The organism is Archangium lansingense (assembly GCF_026626635.1).
GTDB classification, from domain to species: Bacteria; Myxococcota; Myxococcia; order Myxococcales; family Myxococcaceae; genus Archangium; species Archangium lansingense.
In genome coordinates, this window is record NZ_JAPNKA010000001.1 from 1,357,810 (window position 1) to 1,383,569 (window position 25,760).

Sequence of the window (25,760 nt, forward strand, 5' to 3'; positions counted from 1 at the left end):
ACAGAGGGTTCAACCCGGGTTCACCCGATACCCTCACCCCGTCCCTCTCCCGAGGGGAGAGGGGAAATGGCCGCGGGGAAATGGGCTAGGGGAAGTTGTCAGCGCTTAGTCCCGGGGGTTCACCCTCGGTCTCGGGCTCGCGCAGCACGGTGAGGATGGGCCGGGCATTCGCCAGTGATGGCGCGAAGAGGGAGGGCTGCTCGGGGTCCGCGAACACCTCCGCGAAGTCCTCGGGCGCCAGCGCTCGCACCAGCCGGGCGGCGAAGGTCTCACGGAGCTGCCGCGCATAGAACTCGGCGTCATAGTCCCGAGGATCTCCGCCGTTGTCGCCGGCCTCCGGCTCGGGCAACAGTGCCGCACGCCCTCCCACCGCTCGATAGACCCGGACCTGCTCGCCGGAAGCCCAGTGCTTCTGTCCGCTCGCCAGCATGGCCTCGTAGGGCAGCTCACGCCTGCGCGCGGCGAGATACTGCTCCGGCGTCTTCGTCAGCCTCACGTGTGCCGCCACACTCAAGGTCGGGAGCGTCCGCCGGCGCAGCGCCGTCACGGTCTCGACATAGGCTCCCCGCACGCCCGGGATGTCGCCCGCGAGCAAGCAGCGCAGCGCTCGGCGCAGGAAGTCCTCCCCGAAGGGCTCCGCCCGGCTGGAGCGGAACGCCACGCCGCGCAGGATGAGCGCTCCATCATAGGGCTGCAGCGCGTAGTTCTTCGGTTCATGCGAGAGCATCGCGGCGTAGCGTCCGTCGAACTCGAGACGGACCTTGGGGGGCAGCAGTTCCGCGACCTCCGAGACCACGCGCCGCTCATCGGCCTCGCCCCAGCCGTCCGGCACGGAGAAGTACACACCGTCCGTGTCAGCTTCCAGCAGTGTGACGCCGCGCCGGGCCAGCTCGTTGCAGATCAACCTCAGCACCTCGCGCCCGCGCCGCGTCACCTCGTTGGCGGCGTGCACGTCCGCGAAGCGCGTGAGTCCGCCCGCGCCCAGGTAGCCATAGGCCGAGTTGACGACGATCTTCATCGCCGCGGAGAGTGCTTCGTTCGTGTAGCGCTCTGGCGAGCCGGATGGTGCGGCGCGTGCCCGGGCCTTTGCCGCCAGCCGCTGCTCCACGAGCCGGTCCACCAGCGCGAGCATTGCGCCGAGCCGATCTCTCTTCGGCCCAATGCGGTACTCGCGCATCAGCGAGGGGTACAGGCTGGCAACGTCAGCCTTGACCACGTGCCTCGCGACACCCGTGGCGAACAGGTGGAGCGCCGCTCCGCTGTGAGGAGTGCCGTCGCCCGGCTCATGGGCTGGCAGTGCGGCCCCCTCCCGGAGATAGGCGCGCACGAGCATTGGGTCGATGACGCCGGTGGCGGGCCCCGCATCCGCGAGGCGCTCGTAGCGGCGCGGTGCCATGCGAGCCAGTGCAAAGGCAGCCCCACCGAGCATGCGTGCCAGTCCGGCGGCCTCCGTCACGTCGTCGCGGGCGTAGCGCCGCACGCGCTCGGGGTTGCTGCCGAAGACCTCATAGACCTGGGCCCCCGGAATGTGCTCCCGCTCGGGGCTCGAGAGACCCAGGTGCTGCGCGACGGCCTTGAGCCCATGTCCAGGCAGCTCCCGGGTCGAGAAGTCGTGCCGCCGCACGGCATCCAGTGTGTCGATGAACTCGCGGCCGGGAACCGTGTACCGCGCGCGGCGCATCGCATCGTGGCCGGGCCCTCCTCGTCCGGGGGCAGCCCCACGAGCAGCCGGGCGCTGCCGCAGGCCTGGTGTTCCGGCACGTCCCAGCGCGAGCGTCACGCCGAGCAACCGCGCACGGTGGGCGAGGAACGGCAGATCGAAGCCGTGCAGGTTGTGGTTCTCAATCACGTCCGGGTCGATGGCGCGCACCCGCGCGACCAGACGCTGGAGGAGGTCGGCCTCGGCGGCATCGCTGTCGCCATGGGCTTCGAGGGTATCGGTCTTGCCGTCCGCATCCCGAATCGCCACGAGGAAGATGCGGTCGTGCTGAGGCTCCAGCCCGGTGGTCTCGAGATCGAACTGCATGCGGCGCAGGTCATCGAACCCGAGGTCGCGAAAATACGTGCGTCCGGACGCGACGAGGTACTGCTCCTCGGGGGGCAGCGAGAGCACCGCGTGGGCGCCCAGCTCCCGCAGGTTCCCGACCGGGTGGCCGAGTCGCCGCGCGGCGCCCTGGAGCACGGCTGTGGCCAGCATGCGCCCATCGTCCGCACGCACCACATAGCGGAGCGCGCCGGGTCCCTCCAACTCCTGCCAGGTTACCCGGTGCGGCGCGGGCCCTTCGTGCTCGGGCCGGAGCCTCGCGCCGAGGTGCGTCAGGTTCTCCAGCGAGGCGAGCAGCAGCCAGGGGCGAAAGCGCACATCCTCGCGCACGAGCGCGCCACTTCCGGGCAGCCGTCGCCATACGAAGGCACGCCCATCAGGCTCCGCCCAGACCGAGACGATGCCCGGCGTGGGATCCCATCCCCAGAGCCACTCGTCCTCCCGCGCGTGGGCCATCGGGGTGTCTTCAGTAGTTGAGGTGAATGGCCTCGCGGGCCAGTCCGCGAGCCCGCAGCGCGTCGATCACCCCCTGCACCATGCCCGACTGGCCGCAGAGGAAAGCCAGGCTGTCCTCCACCGGCTCCTCGCCGAGGTGCGCCTGCACGTAGCCGATGAGGCCCTGCCAGCCACTCGCCCCCGGCTGGCTCACCGTGCGCACCACGCGGATGTCCGCCGCCTCCCAGTGGTGGAACTCGTCCTCGTAGGCGAAGGCCAGCGGGGTGCGTGCCCCGAAGTAGAGCGTCACCCGCCCGTAGGCACTCCGCTCCTGGCGGATGCTCTCGATGACGGAGCGGATGGGGGAGATGCCCGAGCCGGTGGCGAAGAGCAGCAGGTTCCCGCCGCGTGCGTGGCCCAGGGGGAAGCCCCGGCCCTCGGGGCGCTTGCTGGTCACCCGAGCCCCCGGCTGGAGCTTCACCAGGGCATCCACCAGCGGGCTGCCCCCCTTGAGGAGGAACTCCCAGCGGGTGCCAAAGGGCTCCGGCGGCGAGGCGATGGCGAACATTCCCTCTCCCAGCTCGGGCAGGGCCAGGCGCACGTACTGCCCCGGGGTGCGGTGGGTCCCCACCAACGGGGTACCGCCGATGTCCAGGACGAGCTCGGTGAGGCCCTCCGCCGCGGGGAGGACGGCCGCCACGGTGGTGGGGTGCCAGTCGTTCATGTCGATCCCTGGTTTAACCCGGACCCGGTCCGCCGTCGCCCTTTGATACTCTGGGGGCGTGAAGACCCTGCTCTGGTTGGTGTTGTTCCTCATCGGGCTGGCGGGCGTGGCGCTGCCGGCCCTCTACCTCCATACCGCCAGCAAGCTGCCCCAGCTGGAGACTGAGTTCGACCTGGAGAAGCAGCTGCGCCACTCCATCGAAGGCGAGCGGATGAGCCTTCAGGCCGGCACTTTCGACCGCAAGCGGTCCATTGCCTACACCCGGCCGGACTTCTCGCGCCTGCCCAAGGACCTGGTGGCCCTCTACATCTCGCAGCTCGGGTGCCCCACCTACTTCCAGACGCGGCGCGAGGACGGTGCGAAGTGGGCCTGGCGCCTCTTCTCCGTGGTCACCTTCGGCACTGAGCCCCCAGGGGATGGGGTCTGCGAGCGGCTCATCGCCGCACGGCTCGCCACGGCGCTGGGCATCTCGGGCGCGCTGGAGCAGGCGGTGGCGGCCAACCGGCTGCACTCCTTCCTCCAGAAGGACCAGCTCATCGCCTATGACCTGTCCACCCTCTACTTCGACCGGGGCGTGGTGGGCGTGGAGGACGCGGCCTTCAAGGTCTTCGGGCGCGAGCTGGACACGCTCAAGCTGTCGGAGATGGCCGAGCTGGCGCTCACCCTGCCGCCGCACAACATGTACGGGGATGCGCTCGTGTGCCGCAACGCGAGCCTCATCCGGCAGAACCGGGACGTGCTGCTGCTGGACCTGGCGGGCTTCAAGCTGGTGACCGAGGAGCGGGCGCGCACCGCCATGGCCCAGCCCGTCATCTGCCGCTGAGTGGGGACGGGGGATCTGGCGCGGGCCAGGCCCCTCTTCACTTGCGGCGCAGGAAGAACTTCTCCCAGCCGTCCAGCTCCCGGGCGACCTTGCGGCGCTCCTCGGAAGTCGTGGCCGCCTCGGCCTTCTTGCGGATGTCCTCGAGCATGCGGCGCGTGGCGGGGCTGAGCTTCTGGCCGGACTGGGCGAGCGTGTCGATGTCCTTGTCCAGCTTGCGAATGCGGTTGATCAGCGCGGCTTGGGTGATGACTCGCTTCACCGGCTCGGCGGGAGTCACCGTGGCACCCGCCGGCTGGACGTGGTTGTCCGGGTGCTCCGTCGCGTCGGCATGCTGCACCGGGGTGCCTGCGTCGGGCGTCGCGGCCGGGGGCGGCGTCTGCTGCGCCAGGCCCGCATCCGGGGTGGGCTCCACCACTGGTGGGGGCTGAGGCTGAGGCTGGGGCTGGGGCTTCACCGGTTCCGGGGGCGCGGTGACCACCTGCGGAGGGGTGGGGGTGGTGGTGGGCTCCCCGCGCAGGGCGAGCGCGAGGCCTCCGCCCACGGCCACCAGGGCCAGTGCTCCCGCGCCCATGAGCAGCCGCCGCGAGGACGGATTGCCGCCGGTGGGGCGCGGCCCCTCGGGCTGGGGCTCCGGCTTCTTCACCGGCTCGGGCGTTGGGCGAGGCTCGGGCTTGACGGGCTCGGCGGGCGCCAGGGCCTCCGGGGAGGCCTCACGGGCAGGCTCGCGGATGGGAGGCTTGGGCTGGGCGGTCGCCGGCTGGCTGAGGGTGTCGCGCAGCCGCTGGAGCTGGCGGCGCAGCTGCTCGGCGGAACCGGGGCGCGCCTCCGGGTCCTTGGTGAGCATCTGCAGGATGAAGGCGTCGAGCGCGGCGGGCAGCTCGGGGACGAAGTCCGAGGGCCTCGGCGGCCGCGCGTCCACGTGCTTCATCAGCAGATCCACCGGCGAGGTGCCGGTGAAGGGCAGCCGGCCGGTGACCATCTCGAAGGCCACCACGCCCAGGGCGTAGAGGTCCGTCATGGGCCCCACGGGCTGGCCCCGGGCCTGCTCGGGCGCCATGTACTCCGGGGTGCCCACCACCATGTCCGTGCGCGTCTGCGCGGTGCGTCCGGTGGGCAGGCCCATCTTCGCCAGGCCGAAGTCCAGCAGCTTCACGTAGCGCGAGCCGTCCGGCTGCTTCACCAGGAAGATGTTGCTCGGCTTGAGGTCGCGGTGGACGACGCCGGCCCCGTGCGCGGCTCCCAGCGCGCTGAGCACCTCGTCGAGGATCTCCAGTGCCTCGGGCACCGGCAGCCGGTTCTTCTCCGTCAGGTGCGCATCGAGGGCCACGCCCTCGAGGTACTCCATGATGATGTACTGGCGCCCGTCGGGCACCTGGCCGAAGCCGAAGATGTCGACGATGCCGCGGTGGCGGATGGCGTTGACGGCCCGGGCCTCGGCCAGCAGGCGCGCCACCTGCTCCTCGGCCGCGGCCAGCTCCGGGCGCAGCACCTTCACCGCCACGCGCTTGCCGATCAGCGGCTGGATGCCTTCGTACACCAGGCCCATGCCACCCACGCCGATGCGCTGGCGCAGCTCGTACTCGCCCACCTTCAGCCCGGTGAGCGGATCCTGCGCGGAGGAGTCATCCATCACGTGCACCGTCATCCCGGGCGAGGTCCGCCGTGCGCCTCCCATGTCGCCGCTGAAGGGCGAGAGCGAGGCGTCGAGCAGCACGGTGCCATCGCGTGGGCAGATATCCGTGTCCGCCGGCACGGAGAGACCGCAGGTTTCGCAAGTACGGGAGTCAGCCATCGGGGAAGTGCCCCCAGGGTAGCAGACCGGGAGCGGATTCCCACAAGCGGGCGAGCAGCCAGGGGGGACCCGCCCGGTCGTGCCCCGTCAGGGGGACGTGGCGGGGCAGTGGTGGAAGTCCGCCTGGAGTACGTCCGTGATGGTGCGTCCGGGGCCGGTGCCGGGCGTGCCGGCGGGCCCTCGGGTGAGGCGCGTGTCCTTCTGGGTGAGGGACGAGGTGGACGTACACCAGGCTCCCACGGACGGGCCGCCGCCGCCGTTTCCGCCGTGGCCCCCATTGCCGCCCTTGCCCCCATTGCCGCCCTTGCCGCCCGTGCCTCCGGTGGAGGTCACGTTGCTGTTCGTCGTCGTGTTCGCCAGGCCACCGGGTCCTCCCACACCACCGGTGCTGCCAAGGCCGCCCTTTCCGCCGTCTCCGCCCTTACCCCCTCCCACCGTGCTCAGGGTGCAGCTCTCCATCTCCACGTGCCCGTTGACGAGCAGCAAGGCGATGGAGGCCCCACCGCTCTGGCCGCCCTTGCCGCCCTGGCCAGGGCAACCGCCAGCGCCTCCGCCTCCGCCTCCGCCTCCCTTGGACGTGCCCAAGGTGTTCATCGTGCAGTAGCCGCCCCCACCCCCACCTCCGCCCGCGCCCCCGGACGTGCCCACCGTGCCAGCCGTTCCGGTGCTCGCGCGCCAGGTTCCACCCTCCAGCACGCCGGTGCCATCGCCCGGGTCACCGTTCGGTCCATCGCTCCCATGGAAGCCATCCTGCCCGGCGGTGCCTGGTATGCCCGTGCAGACGCAGTTCGTGTCGGAACAGGTGGGGGGGTAGTGGTTCTGCGCGCCGGTTCCCCCATCCGCGGAAGGAGCACCGCCCGTTCCGTTGGTGGCGAGGGCATTAGCGGTACCGCCCTTGCCCCCTGTTCCTCCGTGGTAGGTGCCACACACGCTGGAGCCAGGCGTGCCACCCTGGGCCTGCAGCATGTCCGCCTCGATGGGCTTCGCGGGCTGGCCGCCATCCGCGGCGTGCGGGATGTCACTGGAGTCGTCGCCCGGCTTGCCAGCCGAGCCAGCTCCGGCCGCCATCTCCACATGGCGCAGCTGCACGTCGTTCGAGTCCAGCACCCGCAGGCCGATGGAGGGGGCTCCGGGGTCGGTGCTGGTCGTGGAGGAGATGCGCAGCCGCTCCAGCGTGACACCCGCGTCCAGCCTGTTCACCGTCAGGCCGATGTTGTTGCCGTTGAGCCGGGTGATGTTGTCGGCGCTGCGCTTCCACTCCCCCTCCAGGCCGGCATAGCCACCGTAGAGGGAGACGGGCACGTTCAGCTCCAGCCCCGGCTCGTTGTAGTCACCCTTGGCCAGGTAGAGCACCTTGCCTTCGGTGGCGGCGCGCGGCAGGGCGTACTTGAGGGTCTTGAACGGGGCCTGCGACGTCCCGGGATTGACGTCGTCCAGGCCCCGGGCGGGGTCCACGAAGAAGCCGCCATCGGCCATGCCGTCGATGCCGTCGCAGTTGGCATCGTGGAAGAGATCATCCGGAGGGTCCACCGCCGCGGTGTTGCAAGTGGAGGGCTGGCAGCGCCCGGCATTCACGCAGTCGTCGAACGCCGCGTCGAAGTTGTAGCAGCCGGTGGAACCCAGCAGCGTCAGCGTGAGCGCCGCGGCGAGAGGCTTCTTCTTCTCGAACATGTGAGTCCTCACGGTAGCGTTCCGGCCACGCCTACCATTCCGCCCCCGTTGCCTACGGAGGCAGTGGGCCGCACCAGCACGGGCTCGCCCTTGTCCTTGCCAGACAGCAGATAGATGAGTCCGGTTGTCACCACGCCGACCGCGCCCACCCCGAAGGATACCTGGCTCAGCAGCTGCGAGCGCTTGCCCGAGTCGCGCAGCCGGGCGCCGTCTTCGGGACCGGACACTCTGTGCTCCTTGAGGGCGGTGTAGTCATTGGTCGCCTGCACGTAGAAGACCGTGCCCACGCCCAGCAGTACCGCGCCACCGGCAGCGGGCAGCCACGCCCAGCCCGGCGCGCTCGAGCGCGAGGCCGTCAGCTCCGGCCGCGGCTGCACCGGCTGGACGGGAGTGGGGGTGGTGGGCTGGGGCTGCACCTCGACGACGGGCTCCGAGGACGGGCGCAGCGCGCGGCGCACCGGGGGCATCACCTTGTCGCTGGCCTGGGTGAGCGCGTCGAGCAGCTGGTCCTCGCGCACGCCCGGCACGTAGTGCTCGGAGAGCTGCTCACCGTCGCGCGTGGCGTAGGCCTTCAGGCCCACCCGGTAGCCGCTGAGGAACTGCACCAGCTCGGCGATCATCACCACGTCAGCCTGGGCGGCCTCGCCCAACGTAATCCGGCAGGCAGCCTCCATGCGGTTGCACCCGAGCACCGTCTTGCGCTGCGCGGGCGGCAGCCGCTGGGACAGCTCCGAGGCGCGCACCACCTGCAGCCCCTGCGCCTTGAGCTGCTCGTACACATGCTCCTGGGCGAAGGAGACGATGTGGGAGGGGACACCCGCGGCCTCGGGCGGGGCGATCAGGACGGTGAGGGGAGCCTCGGAAGTCGCGGGCGCCTGGCCGAGCACGACGAGCGTGGCGAGGAGTGAAAGGAACACGGTGCTCATCACTTTCCCCCCATGTTGCGCCCACCGCAAGGTCACGCACTCCAAGTGACGGCAAGTGCGTAATCCCGTGTGCCCAGCCGGGCGGGCTCAGCGGCGAGGCTTCTCGGGCATGGGCTTGATGTGTGTCTTCTCCGAACTGTCCAACTCGCGCGGTGCGTCATCGTCCTCCAGGTCCTCGGAGGGGACGGGGGGAGGCGGGCGGGCGGGAGCGGGAGGCGCGGGCCGGCGAGCGGGAGCCGCCACGGCGGGGCGGGAGCTGGTGGCCGTGGCGGGGCGCGGTGGGGGCGTGGAGGGGCGGGCCGGGCGCGGCGGGGGAATGCCCCGGCCCTGGGTCTCGAGCTCGTCGGCCAGGAGGTCCGCGGACACCTGCACGCTGGGCTCGTCGTCGCGGGGAGCGCCGAGCGCGTCGTCCTCCTCGGAGGCGAAGGGGTTGCGCGTGGGCGGGGGCGTCTTGTCGTCGTCCACGGGCGGGGCGGGCTTGTTGGAGGGCAGGTTGGGCCGCAGGGCGGGGCCGCCGGTGCGCGCGGCGGGGACCTCGGACGTCCTGGAGCGGGCGGGCGGCTCGGGGGCCTTGGGGGCGGCGACGGGGAGGTTGGCGGGCACCTGCACTTGAACAGGTGGGGAGACGGGTGGGGCGGCGGGCTTGCCACCCTTGGCCTCGAGGGCCTCGTCCTTGAGGCGCTGCTCGAAGTCCAGCCACTCCTTCTTGTAGCTCGCGGGGTCCTGCTCGCCACGCTCGCGGTGCTTGAGCGAGGGGGCCCAGCGCACGGAGTAGCTCTCGCCAGCGTGGAAGGAGGGCGGCGGGGGCACGCCGTAGGTGGCCGGGTCGAAGAAGGAGTCGTCCAGGTCCGAGAAGCCGTAGGCGCGCGCCCGGGCGACGAAGTGGGGGACGATGCCGGTGGGCGCGTGGTAGCCGAGGATGTGGCCGTCCTCGTCCTTCGTCACCGGGGTGAAGACGAAGATGTCCTGGGTGCGGTACTCGCCCTTCTCGTTGAGGGGAAGCACCTCGGAGAGGGCAATCGTCTTGCGGCTGCCGTCGTGGAGGCGCTCGCAGCAGACGATGAAGTTGATGGCGCTGGCGACCTGGGCGCGGATGGCCACCATGGGCAGGTCGATGCCGGACATGAGGCAGAGCGACTCGATGCGGCGCAGCGTGTCGGTGGGCGTGTTGGCGTGGGTGGTGGCCAGCGAGCCGCCGTGGCCGGTGTTCATCGCCTGCACGAGGTAGAAGGCCTCACCGCCGCGCACCTCGCCCACCACGATGCGGTCGGGGCGCAGACGCAGGGCCGAGTTGAGCAGGTCTCCCATGTCCACGCCGCCCTTGCCGAACTTGTCCGGGGGCCGGCTCTCGAAGGGGACGAGGTGGGACTGGTTGAGCTGGAGCTCGGCCGAGTCCTCGATGGTGAGGATGCGCTCCTCGTCGGGGATGAGGGAGGAGACGATGTTGAGCAGCGTCGTCTTGCCCGAGCCGGTACCACCGGACACCAGCATGTTGAGCTTGGTGTGAATGCCCGCGTCGATGAGCCGCGCCATCTGCGGCGTCATGGACTTGAACTTGATCAAGGACTCGATGGTGAGCTTGTCCTTGAAGAACTTGCGGATGGAGATGGTGGTGCCCTTGCGGGCGATGGGCGGGATGACGACGTGGATACGGCTGCCGTCGGGCAGGCGGGCGTCGAGGCGGGGGCGCTCGTCGTTGAGGAGGCGGCCGACGAACTGCGCCATGTTGCGCGCGGCGCCGATGAGGCCTTCCTCGGTGAAGGTGGCATCGGTCTTGGAGACCTTGCCCTTGCGTTCGATCCAGACGTCGGTGGGCCCGTTGATCATGATCTCGGAGACCGAGGGGTCGTCGAGATAGGGGAGGACGGGCTTGAGGAAGGCGCGGAGCGACTCGGAATACATCGACATAGCGCCCCCGAGGGTAGCCCGAGACTGGCCGAGGCCCAAGCGGAGGGCCTGGTTACCGGGAGGGCAGGGGGGCGGGCGGCTCCGGCCGGGACGGGCAACAGCTCAGCTCGCCGGGGCCCTGGATACCACGGGCGCGAGCAGCCCCTGGGTGTGCAGCGTGTCCTGGATATGGCGGCCCAGGGCGAGGTGCTCTGGGTTGGAGGCGGTCAGGCGCTCGGGGGTGAGAATCAGGAGTGTGCCCTGGTCCTCCACTGCTTCGGTGCGTGCTGGAGCTGGCAACGCGGGGACCTCTCCACGCGAATGGGAGAAGTACGTCAGCCAGCCCGGGAACGTGCCGGCATAGCCTTTTTCGGACAAGCTGTCCCGAAGGTCATCGGAAGTCACAACGCCCCAGTCTGGCGCCCAGGCCAACACCATGGCGCGCATGATCTCGGTCAGCACGGGCACGGTGAGCACGCGCTCTTGTCCTGGCTGCTCTTTGGGCAACTGGAGGAGGCAACTGTTGGAGGCGCCCAGGGCATCGGAACCACACAGGAACCGGACCATGCCGCCCCGTTCATCCTCCATATGTCCCGTCCAGGTGCTGAAGATGAAGCCGACCTTTCCAAGCCTGTTACTCCTCTTCTTGAAGAAGCGGATGAAGGTTTCGGTGGTGGGCTCGAACTGGAGTTGCAACGCCTTCTTGAGGGAGTCCGCCTGCTCGAACCAGCGGGTGTAATCAGGGGCGCACCGCGAGAGGCGGTGGAAGAACATCTCCGCCCGGCGTGCGCACTCTTCCGCGGTCTCCACCCGGCAGCCCCAGTAGACGGCGGCGTAATAGGTCTCCCTCACCTGGGCCATCCTCCAGAAGGTCATGGTGGCGTGTGGACCACGTCAATACCTTGGACCCCCGACTTCCTGAACAACTTCTGGAGGATGTCCACCATCCTGGGCTCCGCGACGTGCCAGCGGATGGGGATGCCGTTAGCCACCCGGCTCTGCCGCTCGGCCTGCCTGACGAGTCGCTTCGCTCCCTGGAAATACTTCTTGGGTTCGAGGTCTGCGTCGAAGTGCTTGTCGTAGCCCAGGCCCTTGGTCTCTTGTAGGAAGCCCTGCTCAAAGTCGAAGCCGTCGAAGTCCGCCTTCTCGCCGTTGCGCCGCACTCGGTACACCCAGCCCGCGGGCGCCTTCGTCACCTTGTGCTGGAAGGCGCGCGAGCGCGGTGACATGCGCTCGTTCTTGGGCACCCACTGGCCCGGTCCACCCACCGGAGGCACCCAGTTGCCACCTCCGCCCGCTCCCACCTTCGCCAGGTGCATGCCCCAGGTAACGCTCAGCCCCTGCCCCGCCACAGTGACGGCTCTCCCGGGCACCGCCACCAGTCGCAGCACCAACTCTCCCCGCTTCGTCAACGTCAGCAGGGGCAGCGACAGCCGGCTGAGCTTCTCCCCCCACGTCACCGCTTTCACCGCGCCTGCCCCAGCAGTGCCCACCGTCAGCAGCACGTGGGCCGTCAGCCGGAATACCGTGCGCACCCGCTCGCCTCGTGGCTTCTGACGGAAGTCCTCCCAGTACTCGGGGGCGTTCTGGAAGAGCACCCGCACCGCTCCCGGCAATTGGGCCAGGCCCTCCAAGGATTCGACGGGGTGGAAGACGAGCCGGGCAAGTCCCTCGAGCGTGTCCCCCAGTGCCAGCCCCGCCCCCTCCAGCGCCGGTAGCACTACCCCGTCATCCGGCACATAGGGGCCCAGCGGCTTCGCACCCCGGGGCACCTCCAACCCCGTGTCCACCGGCCACAGTTGCTCGTCCTCCACTGCGTAGAAGGGGCCCACCTCGTAGCCGCCCGCGCGCAGCGTGCCGTCCTTCGCCAGCCACACCTCGCCCGCTCGCTGCACCGCCTCCCCCGTCACCACCCGCACCAGGTAGCCGTCTGGCCTCATCACCCTCAGCCGGTGAAACCGGTCCATGCGCGCGTGTAACTCCTGGCGCGTCACCGGCCCCGGCCCTGTCGCCACCTCCAGCAGCAGGTGCGCCGCCATGCGCTGGCGGGGAAACTCCCCCAGCCCTGCCTCCGCCTCCACCAGGTGCCCCAGCAACTGCACCGCCTGCTCGGGCGACAGGGTGCGCCCATCCTTCGGCAGCGCCTCGTCAGGCACCCCCACCTGGTGCAGCAGTCCCTGGAAGTAGTCCCGGCTGAAGGGCACCGCGGAGGGGCGTCCATCGCCTACGCCATCGGGCCAGCCCACCGGGCCCTCGCCCCTGTTCTCCGGCGGCCCGTCCGTCAGGGCGAGCGCGGCACCGCTCTCCTGGTCGAAGTCGTCCTCCGTGTCGTCGTCCTCGTCGAGCGCGGGAGAGTCCTCTGGTAGCGCGGGAGTCCGCACGGCGTCGGCCAGAGGCCGCGACTGGCGCGCCTCGTGGGAGGAGGGCAACAGGTGGCGGGGGCGTGGACTGGCGAACGGCCCGGCCCGAGGCCCATGCGTGGCGCACCCGCCCAGCACCAGCAAGGCCAGCGTGAGCACCACTGAGGCGCGGCGCCCCCACCCGTCGGAGTGGGCGTCAGCAGAATGCAGGGACATGCGGGCCTCCCGGAAAAAGCGAGTCCCCACCTGTACCCGCCCAGACTGACCTCCCCGGCGCATTCCTCCCTCCCTCGGCCCGGCCACCGACGTGCGGTCTGGGACAAGCCGGGCCCTCACTTGTCATCATGACAAGTGTAGTTTATGAAATATGTAGGATAAAGATATCTTCACTTGTCATGATGACAAGTCACCTCCACCCAGGGAAGGGGCCTCCAGACTGGCTCCCGGTGATGGAGGCGGGACAAGGGCGACCGTCCGCGCACACCAGCTTTCAGCGGTCATGTTAGGCTGACCCACCTCGGAGGTGAGGCGCGCATGAGCGAGGCCGGGACGCACAGCGCTGGGGACGAGCCGCGAAGGCTGAAAGCACCGCCGCACCTCAAGCAGGACTCGCCGGAGCGCTACCAGCCCCGGCCAGGCCTGGAGGTGGCCGGCTACGAGTTGCAGGCGAAGCTGGGCAGCGGCGGCCAGGGCACCGTGTTCCGCGCCGTGCGCCAGGGCCGCACCTATGCGGTGAAGTTCCTCCCCCTGCCGCGCGGCCGGCACTGGGCCCTGCGCGAGCGCGACGTCATGCGGAAGCTGAGCGAGGCGGGCGGCCTGCCCCTGGAGGAACATGGCCTGTGGCCCGAGCACCAGCCCCTCTTCCTCTTCCTCGTCATGCCCTATGTGCGCGGGCTGCCGCTGGACGTGTGGACTCGCGTGCACAACCCCGACTCGCTCCAGACGGCGCTTCTCTTCCGCCAGGGCGCGCGCCAGCTCTCGGCGGCACACGCGGCCGGAATCATCCACCGCGACGTGAAGGGGGCCAATCTGCTGGTGTACGGCGAGGAGCGGCTGGTGCTGGTGGACTTCGGGGTGGCCACCTACGAGGGCGCTCCTCCGGTGACGGGGGCCTTTCCCCCGGGCACCTGGCCCTACCTCAGCCCTCGCGTGTGGCGCGCCTGGCGCGGCCTGGAGGACTCGCGCCCCTGCCCGGCGGATGACCTCTGGGCACTCGGGGTGGAGCTGTACGTGCTGCTCACGGGCCGGTTGCCCTTCCAAGGCAGCGAGGGCGAGCTGGTACACGCCATCCTCCACGAGGAGCCGCCAGTGCCGCACGAGCTCAACCCCCGGGTGCCCCGGGAGATGGGCGAGGTGTGCTGGCGCATGCTGCGCAAGCGGCCCGAGGAGCGGTACGCGGACGCGCTGGCGGTGGACGCGGCGCTGGGCGAGGCGTTGAAGCAAGCGGACGGGGCGTGGCGCACACCGCTGTGCGAGGCCTGGGGGCCGCACCACGCCACCACCGTGCGCGAGCGCGACATGTGGGCGGGTGGGGACGCGCTGGCGCTCTACGCGCGGCTGGCCTCCTATGAGCACCTGCTCGTGCGCGGCAAGCCGCGTCCTCTGGACGAGGTGTCCACCTTCGCCTCGGACGGGGAGCCGCCAGTGTCTGGGTCCCCAGACGCTTCGCCCGTGCGTGAGGAAACCTCAGGGCAAGCCGTGGAACCAGACGCCGCGGACAGGCCCCAGGCAGCCCCGGGGGAAACCGCGCCGCTCGCCGGGCCGCAGGTGGCGAGCGAGGCGGACGCACCGCAAGCAGAGGCACCACCGACTCCGCTCACCCGAGAGGCTGCCCTGCCCGCCGCACGCTCGCAGCGGGTGCTCCAAGCCGCAGGGTTGGTGCTGATGCTGGGCCTCGGTGCATGGCTCGCCGGGCACCTGGTGCTGCGCGGCTCCGTGTCGACCTTCCCACCGCTGGGGACGCCGCGCGCCAGCCTACCGCCGGAGTTCTTTCGTATCACCCTGGAGCCGGAGCACCAGGAAGTGGCGCCCCTGTGGAAGCGGCCAGAAGGTGACGGCGGCGCGGCGCCCGCGGTGGCGGCAACCCCCGCGCCCGTCGCCCGTGCGACGCGCTCCCAGGAGACGCGCATGAAGAAGAAGACTCCAGCCAAGGCTCCCGCTCCCCCGCAGCCGCCGAAGGACACGAGCTCCGTGGCCGCGACGGTGAGCGCGGCCGTGCTCACCTGTACCCTCGGCAGTGGTTGTGCCACCGCCACCACCACTCCCCCGGAGCGGTCCACGCCTCAGCACCCGCCTCCCGCCGAGTGCCCTCCCGATGCCGCGCAGAACATGAAGGAACTGGGCCTCATCTACCCTGGCTCCCGTGGGAGCGTGTTCGTTCCTGGTGGCGTCTATCCCATCTCCGTGCGCCCCGGCCCGGTGTCCTTGCGTCTGTCGGGCACTTCCAAAGGCTGGTGGGGCAAGCTGCCCGAGGGCACCCTGATGACCGGCGAGGCGCTCTTCGGCGAGCGCCGTGTGCACGGCCGCTTCACACAGGCGCACACGCCCGAGGGGAAATCGTACGTGGTGTGCCTGGAACTGAAGTGGGGACCGGACTGGGGCTGGAAGAAATTGGAGGGCAGCGGCCAGGATGTCGCCATGATCGGCAATGGCGGCTCCCTCTGGCCAGTGGAGCGCTTCGGGGAGGCCTGGAAGTTCGAGGAGCGGGAGAAGCGGTAGGAACTGACGCCGGAAGTCTCTGTTACCCTGGGTCACTCCCGAGGTCACTCCACCCATGTCTCCCCTGTTCGCCGCCCCCCTGCTGCTCGCGCTGCTCACGGACCTGTCCGCCTCTGCCAGACTCGCTTCCGAGGAGGGGGACATGCCGGGTGCACGCCGCCTGGAGCTCACGGTGGAGAACGCGAGAGAACAACACCCGGTGCACGTCAGCCCTCGTCACTCCACCCATCTGGTGTTCGACACCCCATTGCAACCCGGTGGCGTGGAGGTGGACGAGCGGTGGGTGAAGAAGGCGGTGAACGAGGCCGAGGGCATGGTGACGCTGCGGCTCGCCGGCGTACCACCGCCGGACGAGCCGCTCACGGTGACGGTGCGCTTCGCGGAGGCGCAGGGGCCCGAGCGTGTCACCTTCCGGCTGTGGGTGCACCCCATCCGGGGCGAGCACGAGGTGCAGGTCGTCCGCCAGCCTGGTGTCTGTGCGTCGTCGCACCAGGAGGCCCGGTGGCAGCGCGAGCGGGCCGAGCGGTGCGAGGCCGCGCGGGAGCGGGAGCGCACCGGCCCGGAAGCGCCGCGCCCCGAGGGCTTCTCGGACCTGGTCGACGCCGGGCTGGTGGGTTACGGCGCGGGCATCGTGGGTCGGGTGCTCGAGCGCGGCAAGGACTTCACCCAGCGTCCCGGTGAGACGCTCGTGGTGATGGAGGCCTACAGCTATCGCGTCGAGGTGCAGGGCCGCGTGGCGGTGGAGCTGCACGTGGACAACACGGACACACGGCCCTGGGTGGCGGAGGGCGCCGGGGCCGCGGAGCTGGTGAACGAGCAAGGCGTGCGGCTCAAGGTGGTTCGGGTCTGGCAGCCCAAGCCCCTGGTAGCGGGGACACGGCACCGACTCGTAGTGGAGGCGGAGGCCACGGTGGAGCAGGCCCGAGGCTCCTTCCGCCTCGAACTGGGCGAGGCGGAAGGAGCGCGCACCCTCACCGTGCGCGGTGTGTCCTTCCCATGAGCCGGGAGCGCCTGCTCCTCGCCCCGGTCATTTCTTGAGCGGAGGCATCAGGCCCGCCTTCACGAGCTGCTCGCGGGTGTCCCTGGCCAGAGCGACGTGCTCCGGGTTCTTCAGGGAGAAGCGCTCCTGGGTGAGGATGATGAGCGTGCCCTGGTCCTCCATCGGCTCGACGTGCACCTGCCGCGGCAGGGGCGGCACGTTTCCCCTCCCGCCAGCGATGTACGTGAGCCATCCGAGGCAGGGGTGTCCGTCCATCATCTCCTTCCTCGCGGCCAGGTCGCCATCCGCGATGATGGCGCATCCGTTCGGGTCCCACGCCTGCACCATGGCGCGTACCACCTCCCTCAGTACAGGGACGGTGAGCACCCGGCTGGCGGCCGGCTCCTCCCGGGGCAGGTAGAGCAGGCACTCGTTGAGATAGGAGGGGCTTTCGGAGCCGCAGACGAAGTTCAGCTTGCCGCCTCGCCCCCGTTGCTCCTGCCCCGTCCACGCATCGAAGGAGAACACGCCCTTGGCGAGCCGGTACCTCCTTCTCTTGAAGAAGCGCAAGAAGGCCTCGTAAGTAGGCTCGAAGGGAAGCTGGAGCGAGTGCTTGCGCGAGTACGCACACTCGAACCAGCGAGCATAGACCGGGTCACACCGGCCCAACTGCTGGAAGAGCGTCTCCGCGCGCCGGGCACACGTCTCGGTGGATTCACTTCGGCCTGACCAAATGACTCCCGCATGGAAAAGTCCCATTGGCCAATACATACGCTATCTGACCGCAAAAGTAGTGTAGAACGTGCGGGTCAATGAGGTATGACACGTGGGAGACGCGATGGGCTCGATGAAGGACCGGCTGCCGGCGGACTGGAAGAAGGTGCTGAAGGACGTGCTGGCCAGCCCGGAGTTCGCGGAGCTGGAGGCGTTCGTGGCGGAGGAGCGGCGGGAGCACACGGTGTACCCGTCGGAGGAGGACCTGTTCTCGGCCTTCCGCCTGACACCCTACGAGCAGGTGAAGGTGCTGCTGCTCGGGCAGGATCCGTACCATGGACCGGGGCAGGCCCATGGCCTGGCGTTCTCGGTGAAGCCAGGAGTGAAACCACCGCCCTCGCTGGTGAACATCTTCAAGGAGCTGCAGAGCGACATAGGCGCTCCGAAGCCGAAGGATGGGTCGCTGGAGCCGTGGGCGGAGCAGGGCGTGCTGCTGCTCAACGCGGTGCTGACGGTGCGCCAGAGCGAGCCCAATGCTCACGAGGGACACGGCTGGGAGCGCTTCACCGACGCGGTCATCCAGAGGGTGAGCAACAATCCGGAGCCCGTGGTGTTCATCCTGTGGGGCAGCTACGCCCAGAAGAAGAAGGCGCTCATCGATACGTCGCGGCACATCATCCTGGAGGCGCCGCACCCCTCCCCCTTGTCCGCGAGCAAGGGCTTCTTCGGAAGCAAGCCCTTCAGTAGCGCTAACAAGGCCTTGAAGAAGGCGGGGCGAGAGCCCATCGACTGGGCGCTGCCGGAGTGAGGCGGGGAGACGTCCGGGATCTGTCCGAGCCCCCATGACTCGGGATAACCTGCCCCCCTCTCGAAGAGGGGGGAGGTCCACATGAGTCGTGAGGCAGCGGGTTCTCAGGTGAGGTGGTGGGTCGCGGGGGCTTTCACGCAGAGCCCCTCGGGCAGGCACTTCCTGGTGACGTCGGACACGTACGCCGAGGAGCTGGCGCGCTCCGCCACCGGGCTGCGCGTGAGCGTGGCCGACCGGTTGGGGGCAGGAGAGACGCGTGCCTTCGAGCTGAACTTCCCCAAGCTGCGCTCCTTCACGGTGGCGGAGGTGGTGTCGGCCCTCCCCGAGCTGCGCGCGCTCAAGGCCCTCATGGACGGGCTGGACAAGCTGCCCGCGGAAGCGGCGGTCAAGAGCCTCGAGGCGGTGGTGGGAGCCGGGCGCCTCTCCGAGTCCGTGGGCGAGGTGCTGCGTGAGAAGCAGGCCCCGTCCGCTCCCGCGCCGAAGGGGAGCAACGGAGTCGTGCCGCACTCGCCCGCGGCCCCCAAGCAGCCGGACCTCGTGGACTCCATCTTCGACCAGACGGACGCGGCCAGGCCCGCGCAGGCGGCGAAGGCGGGAGTGGATGCCTTCCTGCGTGCCGTGGGCACTCGCTCGTCCTCTCCGGCGACTTCCTCCTCGGTGGCTGCCCCGGCGCGCGCCCTGGTGGAGGAGGCGGTGCTGGCCACGGCCCGGGATGTGCTCGCCCACCCGCTCGTCGCGCGGCTCGAGTCGGCCTGGCGCGGCCTGAAGATGCTGGTGGACCACTGCCCCGCGTCGTCCGGGATGGCCGTGGAGGTGTTCGACGTGGAGGGGCCGGCGGCGGTGGAGGGCCTGGAGTCGCAGCTTCCGCTCGACCGCTTCGAGCGCCCCGATGTCCTCTTCGTGGTGGAGGCCGTGGACGATGTGGCCGTGCTGGGACGGCTGGCGGCGCTGGGTGAGCGCGCGCAGCTTCCGGTGGTGGCGGAGGTGCGGCCTTCGCTCTTCGGCGTGACGTCGGCCGCGGAGGTGGCGACGCGGGTGGAGGAGGAGGGCAGCGGGCTGTCGGAGGCCTGGGCCGGCCTGCGCGCCGAGGAGTCCTCGCGTTGGCTGTGTGTGGCGCTGCAGCGGGTGGTGGTGATGGTGGATGGGCAGGGCGCCCGGCGGCGGACGTGCTTCACCAGCGCGTCCCTGGGCGTGGCGTCGATGCTGGCGTCGAGCTTCCGCGAGACGGGCAGCTTCGCGCGGATTCTCGGGGGCACGGGTGGGGTGCAGGCACCCGCGGTGTGGCAGCTGCCGCCGGGACGCGAGGGCGGGACGGCGGTGCCGACGGAGGCGTTCTTCCCCGTGCGCACGCAGTCGCGGCTGGCCGAGCTGGGCGTGCTGGGGCTGGGGAGCGGGAAGAACTCGGATGTGTTGCAGCTCACGGCGGCGCCCATGGTGTACGGAGGCGAGCACAAGGTGCCGCTGCCGGCGCAGATCCTCACGGGCCGCATCGTGCGCTTCGCCCAGTGGGTGAGGGATCAGCTCCCGTCGAGCGCGGGTGACGCGGAGGTGTCGACGCTGTTCTCCCAGGCCGCGGACGTGTTCCTCTTCGGCGGAGCGACGCCGGCGGGCCGGGTGCGCGGCGAGGTGGTGTCCACCGGAGAGGGAACTCGGGGCGTGCGCGTGACGGCGCTGGTGCGGCCGGAGTACGCGGGCATGCCGCTGGAGCTGGGCTTCGTCCTGCCGATGCGCGGGTAAAGGGAGAGACCTTCGCGCCTGCCGCGAGCGTGAGGCGGTAACGGCGGACCACCGCAGAGCCCGTGCCATGCCGGGCTCTCTCCCACGTGTCGTGGGATTACACGTCAAAACATACGCGCTGACGCGTCAATGGACGGGCTGACGCGTCAAAACCGCTGGCCGCGTGGCCCGAACGGCTGCTCCCGTCTGGTTATACGCGAATTAATACATTGCCAATGAGAGGCACGTGAATTGCTGAGAACACCGCATCGTGGGTCGTGTTTGCACAAACAGGAACCAACCCAAGATGAAAACGTTCGCGGTCCTCTCGTCACGTCCTCGTCGAAGTTCCCTTCTCGCCTTCGGCCTCTTGTGGGGGGCCCTGCAGGCGTTGCCCGGCTTCGCCCAGAGCGCCGCTCCCAAGCCCGCCGCCCCCGATCCACAGCAGAGTGCCCTCAACAATGGCAGCCCGGAGGAGGCGTCCAAGTACTACAAGGAGCTCTCCAAGACGCTCGGAATCCTCACGCCCGCGACGATCGAGACGCAGGCGACCTTCAAGGATCTGTTGAGCTACCTCGGGTACAAGGAGCTCACCCCCGAGGACGTTGAATTCGCCACCCCCGAGTCGTTGATGGAGGGGAGGGCGACCGTCGCGCAGGCACTGCCCGTGGGCAGCAAGGTCTCGCTCAAGGCGGACACGGGCTCGTTCATGGCCCGCTGCGATGGCTGTCAGCAGGTCGTGACGCCCCCACTGCCGGATACCGTGACCGTTCACGCTACCAGCGCGGACGCTGGGCCCTTCGTCCGCTTCGAGGTAGTGGATGCGGGCAATGGCAAGATCGCCCTCAAGGCGGACACGGGCAAATACGTGGCCCGGTGCCATGGATGCATCGTGCAGGCCACCATCGAGGAATTCGCGACCATCCACGTGACCGGTGCCACCCCGCCCGGTATCGCCCGATTCACCCCGGAGCTCCTTCCCAACGGGAAGGTCGCCTTCAAGGCAGACACGGGCAAGTACCTGGCCCGGTGCAAGGACTGCTCGCCTACCTCCAAGACTCCCAACACGGTTGGGATCCACGCCACCGATGCCCGGAAGCAGGCCGTGGCCCAGTGGACCGTCGTCGTGCAGAACGGTGTTTCGCCCGGAGACATCCTCGTCTCCCGTTTCTTCGCGCCCAAGATCGTCGACTTCAGCGTCGATCCCGCGCAGCGCAAGGTTGGCTGGCGCCGGCTGGTGCGCATGAAGGCCCGCCCTGGTTCCCAGGCGCAGAAGCATTTCGTGGAGAGCGCCTGGATCCTCTTCAACCACTTCACCAGTCCCCCCGTCCACAGCCCCTTTGGCGGCACCAACGTGCCCCTGTCGGCGAAGAATGGCTCCGTCAACACGCAGGTGGCCCTGCTCACCCAATGCAAGGCCGGCCAGACCGCGTGCCAGAACGCGGAGCTCAACAGCATCTATTGGATGGACTTCGGAGCTTCGAACCAGGGCTACAAGCTCTCCTACAAGCTCGACGCCTTCTTCGATGCCGGTTCGCTTCCGGGCGCCGCCCCCTACTTCGTCCCCAACGGGTGTGACACCTGCCATGGCTCGCTGCGTGGCCAGGCCGTGCTCAACCACCTCGACACCGACCACTGGTTGGACCGCCTCACGGATGGCGACTTCCCCGCCCTGAACAAGCCCGATGCGCCTCCCGCGCTCTTCGACGCGGGCAAGGACGCCAGGTCGGCCCGGTACGCCGAGGCCTTCGGCGTGCTGCGCCAGCTCAACCAGGAGGTCGCGGCCATGCAGAAGCGTGTGAACCCCAAGGGCTTCCACCTCGCCGCGGCCAACAGGTGGTTGGAGGTCCACAAGACCTCGGTGGCGCCGGAGCCGGACCTCGTCAAACGCTCCTTCACCTTCTTCAACACGGGCCATCCGCTCAAGAAGGACCGCAAGCCCACCGCGGCTCCCCTGAACTGGACATCGAGCGCCGATGACAAGGAGTTGCTCGGCCTGATGAACAAGTATTGCTACCGCTGCCACGGCGCCGTCCGCTACGACATCTTCAGCAAGGACATGGTCGCGGACCAGAGCAGCCCCATCCTCGACCGGCTCGATCCCAATCCCACGCAGGCGAAAATCACTGGCTTCAAGATGCCCGTGGACCGGGAGATGAGTGACAAGGACAAGAAGCGCCTGATCGAGCTCATCGAGAAGCTGTACACCCAGACCCACTGATTCGGAGGTCACGCCATGGCCCGGTTCTTTCGCATCCATCCTGCCGTGGGCATTGCCCGCGTCGGCAACTCCCCGGACGAGTTCTTCATCGGTCCGGAGCATCCCAACCAGCCGCCCAACTTCGACATTACGCAGAAGAAGTTCCAGCCCTTCAAAGACAGCCAGGGCCGCGTCAAGCGGCAGGCGGCTCGCTTCCGCATCTTCGAATACACGGTGCAGAACGGCGTGAAGACGCCCCTGCGGGAAGTGACCGCGGGCAGCTTCGAGGTCACCGGCATCAAGTGGAATGTCCACCTGGCCAACCGCAAGGCCGCCTTCTTCAAGTTCGATGGGCAGGACGGGGCGAACGGCGTCTGGAAGGGGAAGCGCAATGCGCATGTCCAGGCCGCGGCCGAGCGCGAGCGGCTGCTCGTCATCGACCCCGGGCTCAAGTCCATCTCGGGTCAGAGCAAGCCGCCCGTGAACCTCACCAACCCCAATGCCAACATCCCCATCACCACCCTGGGCGAGCTGCGCACGGATGCGAAGGGCCGCCTGCTCGTGCTGGGCGGGCTCGGTCAGGCCAGCAAGACCGCGCAGGGCAAGCTCATCGACGACTACGTGAACAATGACCACTGGTTCGACGACATGTCGGACGGGCCCGTGAGCGCGGAGATCACCTACACGGAGGGCGGCAAGACCCTGACGGCGAAGCTGGAGGGCACCGATGGGGCCTGGCTGCTGGTGGCGCCGCCAGATTTCGGTCCCGCGGTGGGCAACGTCGTGCGCCTGTTCGACACCATGTGGGACGTGGCGGTGCGCTCCAAGGAGGTGCCGCTTCCCGCCAGCGACGGTTTCTTCGACAAGGGCCTGTTTGCCCGACTCGAGAAGCAGCGCGCCGACTGGAGCACGGCGAGCCATTCCTTCCAGACGTACAAGCCCTCCTACCGGCTGGAAGTGTTTCCCATCCTCGAGCGGGCCCTGGGGCACCGCCATGTCCACAACCCCGAGGCCTCCAAGGCCTTCCATGCCACCCTCGCGGGCGTGGAGCAGGATCTCGGCACGGTGGCCTCGGTCAAGGGCCAGCGCCTGCGCAAGACGATCTTCAACTACTTGCGTGACCCGTTCAGCACCACCCAGGAGCCCCTGCTGATGCCCAAGGGGCTGGGCGACGGCTACAGGGACGAGGCGCCCGACGAGGGAACGAAGAAGGGCTACTTCATGACCCTCACGCGGGTGCAGTACGCGCTGCTCAAGCGCTGGTCCGAGGGGCAGTTCGAGGAGGACTGGGACGCGGCGAAGGCCCGCGCCATCGACCCGGACATCAGCCCCGGAGGGCTGGATCGGGCCGCGATGGAGAACGCCGTGGGTGGCCCCTTCTTCCCTGGCATCGACTGCAGCTGGCTGGTGCGCCAGCCGGAGCTGTACGCGGCGCCCTTCCGCATCAAGCACTCGGGCACGGTGTTCCCCACCGCGGCGAAGCTCGCCATTGGCCCGGGGTTCTTCTCCCAGCAGATGGCGCTGCCCTGGCAGGCGGACTTCTACCAGTGCAAGAAGCAGTTCTTCGACCCCAAGTCCTTCAAGAAGGACAACTTCCAGGGCGACGGCATGTACCACATGTGGTGGGCCGCGCATCGTCCGGATGATGTCTACGCGAAGAAGGGAGACATCCAGATGGTGCCCTGGACTCGCGCCCTGGATGCGGTCGCCGAGACCGAGGCGAAGAAGCCGGAGATCAAGAACAGCGCGCCCGAAGGCACCAGCGCCGTCGAGATGGCCATGTACATCCAGATGCAGAAGAACTGGTGGCAGCTCGGCTTCGTCATCAACGAGGGCGACGCCTATTTCGAGACCCAGGAGCGCAGCGCCCCGGCAGCGGTTGCCTCCGCGGGTACCGGGACCGCCAAGGCTTCCTAGCCACGCTCATGCTCACCGCTCCCATCTCCTCGGCCTTCGAAGCGCAAGAACCACGGGCCTCCTATGACGTCGTGGTGATGGGCGGCGGTGTGGCCGGCTTGAGTGCCGCGCTCACCCTGGTGAGGGCGGGTGCCTCCGTCTGCGTCCTGGAGCGCACGGACTACTCCCCGTGGCGCCCGGGGGAAACCCTTTCCCCGGTGGCCTTCGCCGAGCTGCGGCAATTGCTGGCACCCGAGCCGTTGGAGACCGAGGGCTTCCTGGAGTCCCATGGCCTGGAAGCCACCTGGGGCTCGGAGCAGCCCCACCACCACTCCTTCCTCGCCAATCCCTATGGGAGTGGCTGGCACGTGGAGCGCCGGCTCCTGGATGCAATGTTGGCCCGTCAGGTCCAGTCGCTCCAGGTGCCGCTGTGGCGGAGCACCTGCGTCACCCACCTGGAGCGCGAGGGACATGGGTGGCGGGTGCGGGCCAACATGCCCCAGGGCCCCGTGGAATTGCGCTGCGCGGCCCTGGTGGATGCGACCGGGCGCTCAGCCCAGGTGGCGCGGTGGCAGGGCGTGCGGCGGCACGACTGGGATGCGTTGTGCAGCGTGTCCACGGTCATCGACAGGCCGCCCGGATTCCAGGCGCAGCACCTGGTGGTGGAGGCCGCGCCCCAGGGCTGGTGGTACGCCGCGCCGTTGCCCGAGGGCCGCCTCATCCTCTCGCTGCTGAGCGACGTGGATGTGCTCCAGCGCCACGGCGCCTTGCAGCCGGCGGGGTGGGGCGCCCTCTTCTCCACCACCCGGCACCTGAGCGAGAGGGTCGGGGGGCTCGCGGCGGTGTCACGGCTGCACTTGCGCCGCTGTGAGACGAGCCGTCTGGAGCATGCGGCGGGGGTGGGCTGGGTGGCGGTGGGGGACGCCGCGGCGATGTGGGATCCGCTCTCCTCGAGCGGCATCCTGAAGGGGCTGCGCACCGGGTGCGCGGCGGCGCGGGCCCTGTGCGCCGCACTGGGCGGAAACAGCAGCGCACTGGAGGACTACGCACGGCAACAGGCGGAGGAGTTCAGCCGCTACCTGTCCGCGCGCCAGGCCCATTACACCCTGGAGCAGCGCTGGGCCGGAGAGGACTTCTGGCGGCGCCGGCTGGACGCACCCGCGGGGTGAACCATCGAGCAAGCCGGCCCGCGACTGGTTAGAGTCTACCCACCATGGCGAAGACCGCATCCCGCAAGGCCCCGGCGAGCCAGAAGAAAGCCGCCCGCAAGGCACCGAAGAAGAAGAGCGCCGTTTCCGCGAAGAAGAGCGCCGTTTCCGCGAAGAAGAGCCCCGCGCCCGTGAAGAAGCGTGGAGTGCCGGTGAAGAAGCCCGCCGCCGCGAAGAAGCGCGCTGCTCCGGTGCCGCCTCCCGAGCCCGAGGAGACCGCTTCGAGTGAGACGGCCTCCAGCGCCGAGCCGCTCCCCGAGATGAAGGCCCTGCCTGCCGGCGAGCCCCTGGCCGGCCCCACGCTGCCCTTCGAGATTGACCCCAAGCGCGTCGAGGAGAGCCTGGGCAAGCTGCGCGAAGAGCTCGTCCACTGGGCCAACAAGGGCCGCTACACCAAGGTGCGCTTCAAGTTCCGAGGCAAGCAGCTGCTGCCGGACCTGCCCATCGCCGCCGTGGTCGCCGCCGAGGGCCTGACCTTCTACTGGGGCGGCATCCTGCGCGCGCTCGTCTTCACCGTGGCCGGTGGCAGCCTGCTCCAGGTGGAGTTCGTCAACGACGCGGACAAGCGCGTCCAGGCCGGCAAGGAGGCCCTGCTCGCGGGTGACCTGGACGACGCCCTCGCGCACTTCCGCGACGCGCTCGCCATGGACCGCGACAACATCGGGGCGCACCTCAATGTAGGCGTGGCCCTCAAGCTGAAGGGGGATAAAACGGGGGCCCTCGCCGCCTTCGAGCGCGCCAAGGCGCTGGACCTGGAAGGCCCCCTCGGCGCTGAGGCTGAGCGGCTCGCGGTTCCGCTGCGTCCGAAGGACAACACCATTGCTCAGGCGGGCTGACGCCTGTGAACGAGGGGCGTATC

Annotated in this window: 18 protein-coding genes; 9 read left to right on the forward strand and 9 right to left on the reverse strand. The window is 69.4% G+C overall.

Translation table 11 applies throughout. The features are described from left to right. Positions 1-85: 85 nt before the first annotated feature. A complete protein-coding gene (locus OV287_RS05465) occupies positions 86-2,500 on the reverse strand; it encodes a ribonuclease H-like domain-containing protein (RefSeq protein ID WP_267532914.1) in 2,415 nt (804 codons plus the stop codon). 10 nt (positions 2,501-2,510) lie between these two features. Next, positions 2,511-3,203, reverse strand: a complete 693-nt coding sequence (locus OV287_RS05470) for a ferredoxin reductase domain-containing protein (protein WP_267532915.1) — start codon at positions 3,201-3,203, stop codon at positions 2,511-2,513. 58 nt (positions 3,204-3,261) lie between these two features. On the opposite strand from OV287_RS05470, the gene OV287_RS05475 reads away from it, so the two are divergent. Further along, positions 3,262-4,026, forward strand: a complete 765-nt coding sequence (locus tag OV287_RS05475; RefSeq protein WP_267532916.1) for a transglycosylase domain-containing protein — start codon at positions 3,262-3,264, stop codon at positions 4,024-4,026. 37 nt (positions 4,027-4,063) lie between these two features. Here the strand turns inward: OV287_RS05475 and OV287_RS05480 are convergent, their stop codons facing one another. The 6 genes from OV287_RS05480 to OV287_RS05505 form a co-directional block, all read right to left on the reverse strand. Continuing rightward, positions 4,064-5,818, reverse strand: coding sequence for a protein kinase domain-containing protein (locus OV287_RS05480; protein WP_267532917.1), 1,755 nt, complete (start codon positions 5,816-5,818; stop codon positions 4,064-4,066). Positions 5,819-5,905: 87 nt separating this feature from the next. Beyond that, entirely contained in the window at positions 5,906-7,489 is a 1,584-nt protein-coding gene (locus tag OV287_RS05485; RefSeq protein ID WP_267532918.1) for a right-handed parallel beta-helix repeat-containing protein, read from the reverse strand. Between the two features lie 8 nt (positions 7,490-7,497). After that, entirely contained in the window at positions 7,498-8,415 is a 918-nt protein-coding gene (locus OV287_RS05490) for a hypothetical protein (RefSeq protein ID WP_267532919.1), read from the reverse strand. A gap of 87 nt (positions 8,416-8,502) precedes the next feature. Continuing rightward, complete coding sequence (locus tag OV287_RS05495) at positions 8,503-10,323, reverse strand: TadA family conjugal transfer-associated ATPase (RefSeq protein ID WP_267532920.1); 1,821 nt, start codon at positions 10,321-10,323, stop codon at positions 8,503-8,505. A 102-nt stretch (positions 10,324-10,425) separates the two neighbouring features. Then, on the reverse strand, positions 10,426-11,178 hold the full coding sequence (locus tag OV287_RS05500; RefSeq protein WP_267532921.1) for an Imm52 family immunity protein: 753 nt from the start codon (positions 11,176-11,178) through the stop codon (positions 10,426-10,428). Next, positions 11,175-12,878, reverse strand: a complete 1,704-nt coding sequence (locus OV287_RS05505; RefSeq protein WP_267532922.1) for a Tox-REase-5 domain-containing protein — start codon at positions 12,876-12,878, stop codon at positions 11,175-11,177. Before OV287_RS05505 ends, OV287_RS05500 begins: the two co-directional genes overlap by 4 nt. Positions 12,879-13,196: 318 nt before the next feature. Between OV287_RS05505 and OV287_RS05510 the strand changes: the two genes are divergently transcribed. Further along, positions 13,197-15,380, forward strand: coding sequence for a serine/threonine protein kinase (locus OV287_RS05510; RefSeq protein ID WP_267532923.1), 2,184 nt, complete (start codon positions 13,197-13,199; stop codon positions 15,378-15,380). A gap of 55 nt (positions 15,381-15,435) precedes the next feature. Beyond that, positions 15,436-16,380 carry a DUF2381 family protein gene (locus OV287_RS05515; protein WP_267532924.1) on the forward strand — a complete coding sequence of 315 codons (945 nt, stop codon included), beginning with the start codon at positions 15,436-15,438 and terminating at the stop codon, positions 16,378-16,380. Positions 16,381-16,407: 27 nt separating this feature from the next. Here OV287_RS05515 and OV287_RS05520 read toward each other — a convergent pair whose 3' ends face one another. Then, positions 16,408-17,118, reverse strand: a complete 711-nt coding sequence (locus OV287_RS05520; protein WP_267532925.1) for an Imm52 family immunity protein — start codon at positions 17,116-17,118, stop codon at positions 16,408-16,410. An 88-nt stretch (positions 17,119-17,206) separates the two neighbouring features. Here OV287_RS05520 and OV287_RS05525 point away from each other — a divergent pair, with 88 nt between their 5' ends. The 6 genes from OV287_RS05525 to OV287_RS05550 all read left to right on the forward strand — a co-directional run bounded on the left by OV287_RS05525 (position 17,207) and on the right by OV287_RS05550 (position 25,737). Next, positions 17,207-17,881 (forward strand): uracil-DNA glycosylase, encoded by a 675-nt coding sequence (locus OV287_RS05525; RefSeq protein ID WP_267542296.1) that lies wholly within the window; start codon positions 17,207-17,209, stop codon positions 17,879-17,881. 81 nt (positions 17,882-17,962) lie between these two features. Continuing rightward, positions 17,963-19,618, forward strand: a complete 1,656-nt coding sequence (locus OV287_RS05530; RefSeq protein WP_267532926.1) for a type VI secretion system contractile sheath domain-containing protein — start codon at positions 17,963-17,965, stop codon at positions 19,616-19,618. Positions 19,619-19,904: 286 nt separating this feature from the next. Further along, positions 19,905-21,818, forward strand: a complete 1,914-nt coding sequence (locus OV287_RS05535) for a fascin domain-containing protein (RefSeq protein WP_267532927.1) — start codon at positions 19,905-19,907, stop codon at positions 21,816-21,818. A gap of 15 nt (positions 21,819-21,833) precedes the next feature. Continuing rightward, a complete protein-coding gene (locus tag OV287_RS05540; protein ID WP_267532928.1) occupies positions 21,834-23,714 on the forward strand; it encodes a LodA/GoxA family CTQ-dependent oxidase in 1,881 nt (626 codons plus the stop codon). Positions 23,715-23,722: 8 nt separating this feature from the next. Further along, the gene (locus OV287_RS05545; RefSeq protein WP_267532929.1) at positions 23,723-24,862 is read left to right on the forward strand and encodes an NAD(P)/FAD-dependent oxidoreductase; all 1,140 of its coding nucleotides are present in this window, start codon (positions 23,723-23,725) and stop codon (positions 24,860-24,862) included. 44 nt (positions 24,863-24,906) lie between these two features. Then, positions 24,907-25,737 carry a hypothetical protein gene (locus tag OV287_RS05550; RefSeq protein WP_267532930.1) on the forward strand — a complete coding sequence of 277 codons (831 nt, stop codon included), beginning with the start codon at positions 24,907-24,909 and terminating at the stop codon, positions 25,735-25,737. Positions 25,738-25,760 lie beyond the last annotated feature (23 nt).

Bases quoted from the DNA above. Each gene is read 5' to 3' on its own strand.
- OV287_RS05465 (WP_267532914.1), bottom strand. From the start codon at position 2,500: ATGGCCCACGCGCGGGAGGACGAGTGGCTCTGGGGATGGGATCCCACG.
- OV287_RS05470 (WP_267532915.1), bottom strand. From the start codon at position 3,203: ATGAACGACTGGCACCCCACCACCGTGGCGGCCGTCCTCCCCGCGGCG.
- OV287_RS05480 (WP_267532917.1), bottom strand. From the start codon at position 5,818: ATGGCTGACTCCCGTACTTGCGAAACCTGCGGTCTCTCCGTGCCGGCG.
- OV287_RS05485 (WP_267532918.1), bottom strand. From the start codon at position 7,489: ATGTTCGAGAAGAAGAAGCCTCTCGCCGCGGCGCTCACGCTGACGCTG.
- OV287_RS05490 (WP_267532919.1), bottom strand. From the start codon at position 8,415: ATGAGCACCGTGTTCCTTTCACTCCTCGCCACGCTCGTCGTGCTCGGC.
- OV287_RS05495 (WP_267532920.1), bottom strand. From the start codon at position 10,323: ATGTCGATGTATTCCGAGTCGCTCCGCGCCTTCCTCAAGCCCGTCCTC.
- OV287_RS05500 (WP_267532921.1), bottom strand. From the start codon at position 11,178: ATGACCTTCTGGAGGATGGCCCAGGTGAGGGAGACCTATTACGCCGCC.
- OV287_RS05505 (WP_267532922.1), bottom strand. From the start codon at position 12,878: ATGTCCCTGCATTCTGCTGACGCCCACTCCGACGGGTGGGGGCGCCGC.
- OV287_RS05510 (WP_267532923.1), top strand. From the start codon at position 13,197: ATGAGCGAGGCCGGGACGCACAGCGCTGGGGACGAGCCGCGAAGGCTG.
- OV287_RS05515 (WP_267532924.1), top strand. From the start codon at position 15,436: ATGTCTCCCCTGTTCGCCGCCCCCCTGCTGCTCGCGCTGCTCACGGAC.
- OV287_RS05520 (WP_267532925.1), bottom strand. From the start codon at position 17,118: ATGGGACTTTTCCATGCGGGAGTCATTTGGTCAGGCCGAAGTGAATCC.
- OV287_RS05525 (WP_267542296.1), top strand. From the start codon at position 17,207: ATGAAGGACCGGCTGCCGGCGGACTGGAAGAAGGTGCTGAAGGACGTG.
- OV287_RS05530 (WP_267532926.1), top strand. From the start codon at position 17,963: ATGAGTCGTGAGGCAGCGGGTTCTCAGGTGAGGTGGTGGGTCGCGGGG.
- OV287_RS05535 (WP_267532927.1), top strand. From the start codon at position 19,905: ATGAAAACGTTCGCGGTCCTCTCGTCACGTCCTCGTCGAAGTTCCCTT.
- OV287_RS05540 (WP_267532928.1), top strand. From the start codon at position 21,834: ATGGCCCGGTTCTTTCGCATCCATCCTGCCGTGGGCATTGCCCGCGTC.
- OV287_RS05545 (WP_267532929.1), top strand. From the start codon at position 23,723: ATGCTCACCGCTCCCATCTCCTCGGCCTTCGAAGCGCAAGAACCACGG.
- OV287_RS05550 (WP_267532930.1), top strand. From the start codon at position 24,907: ATGGCGAAGACCGCATCCCGCAAGGCCCCGGCGAGCCAGAAGAAAGCC.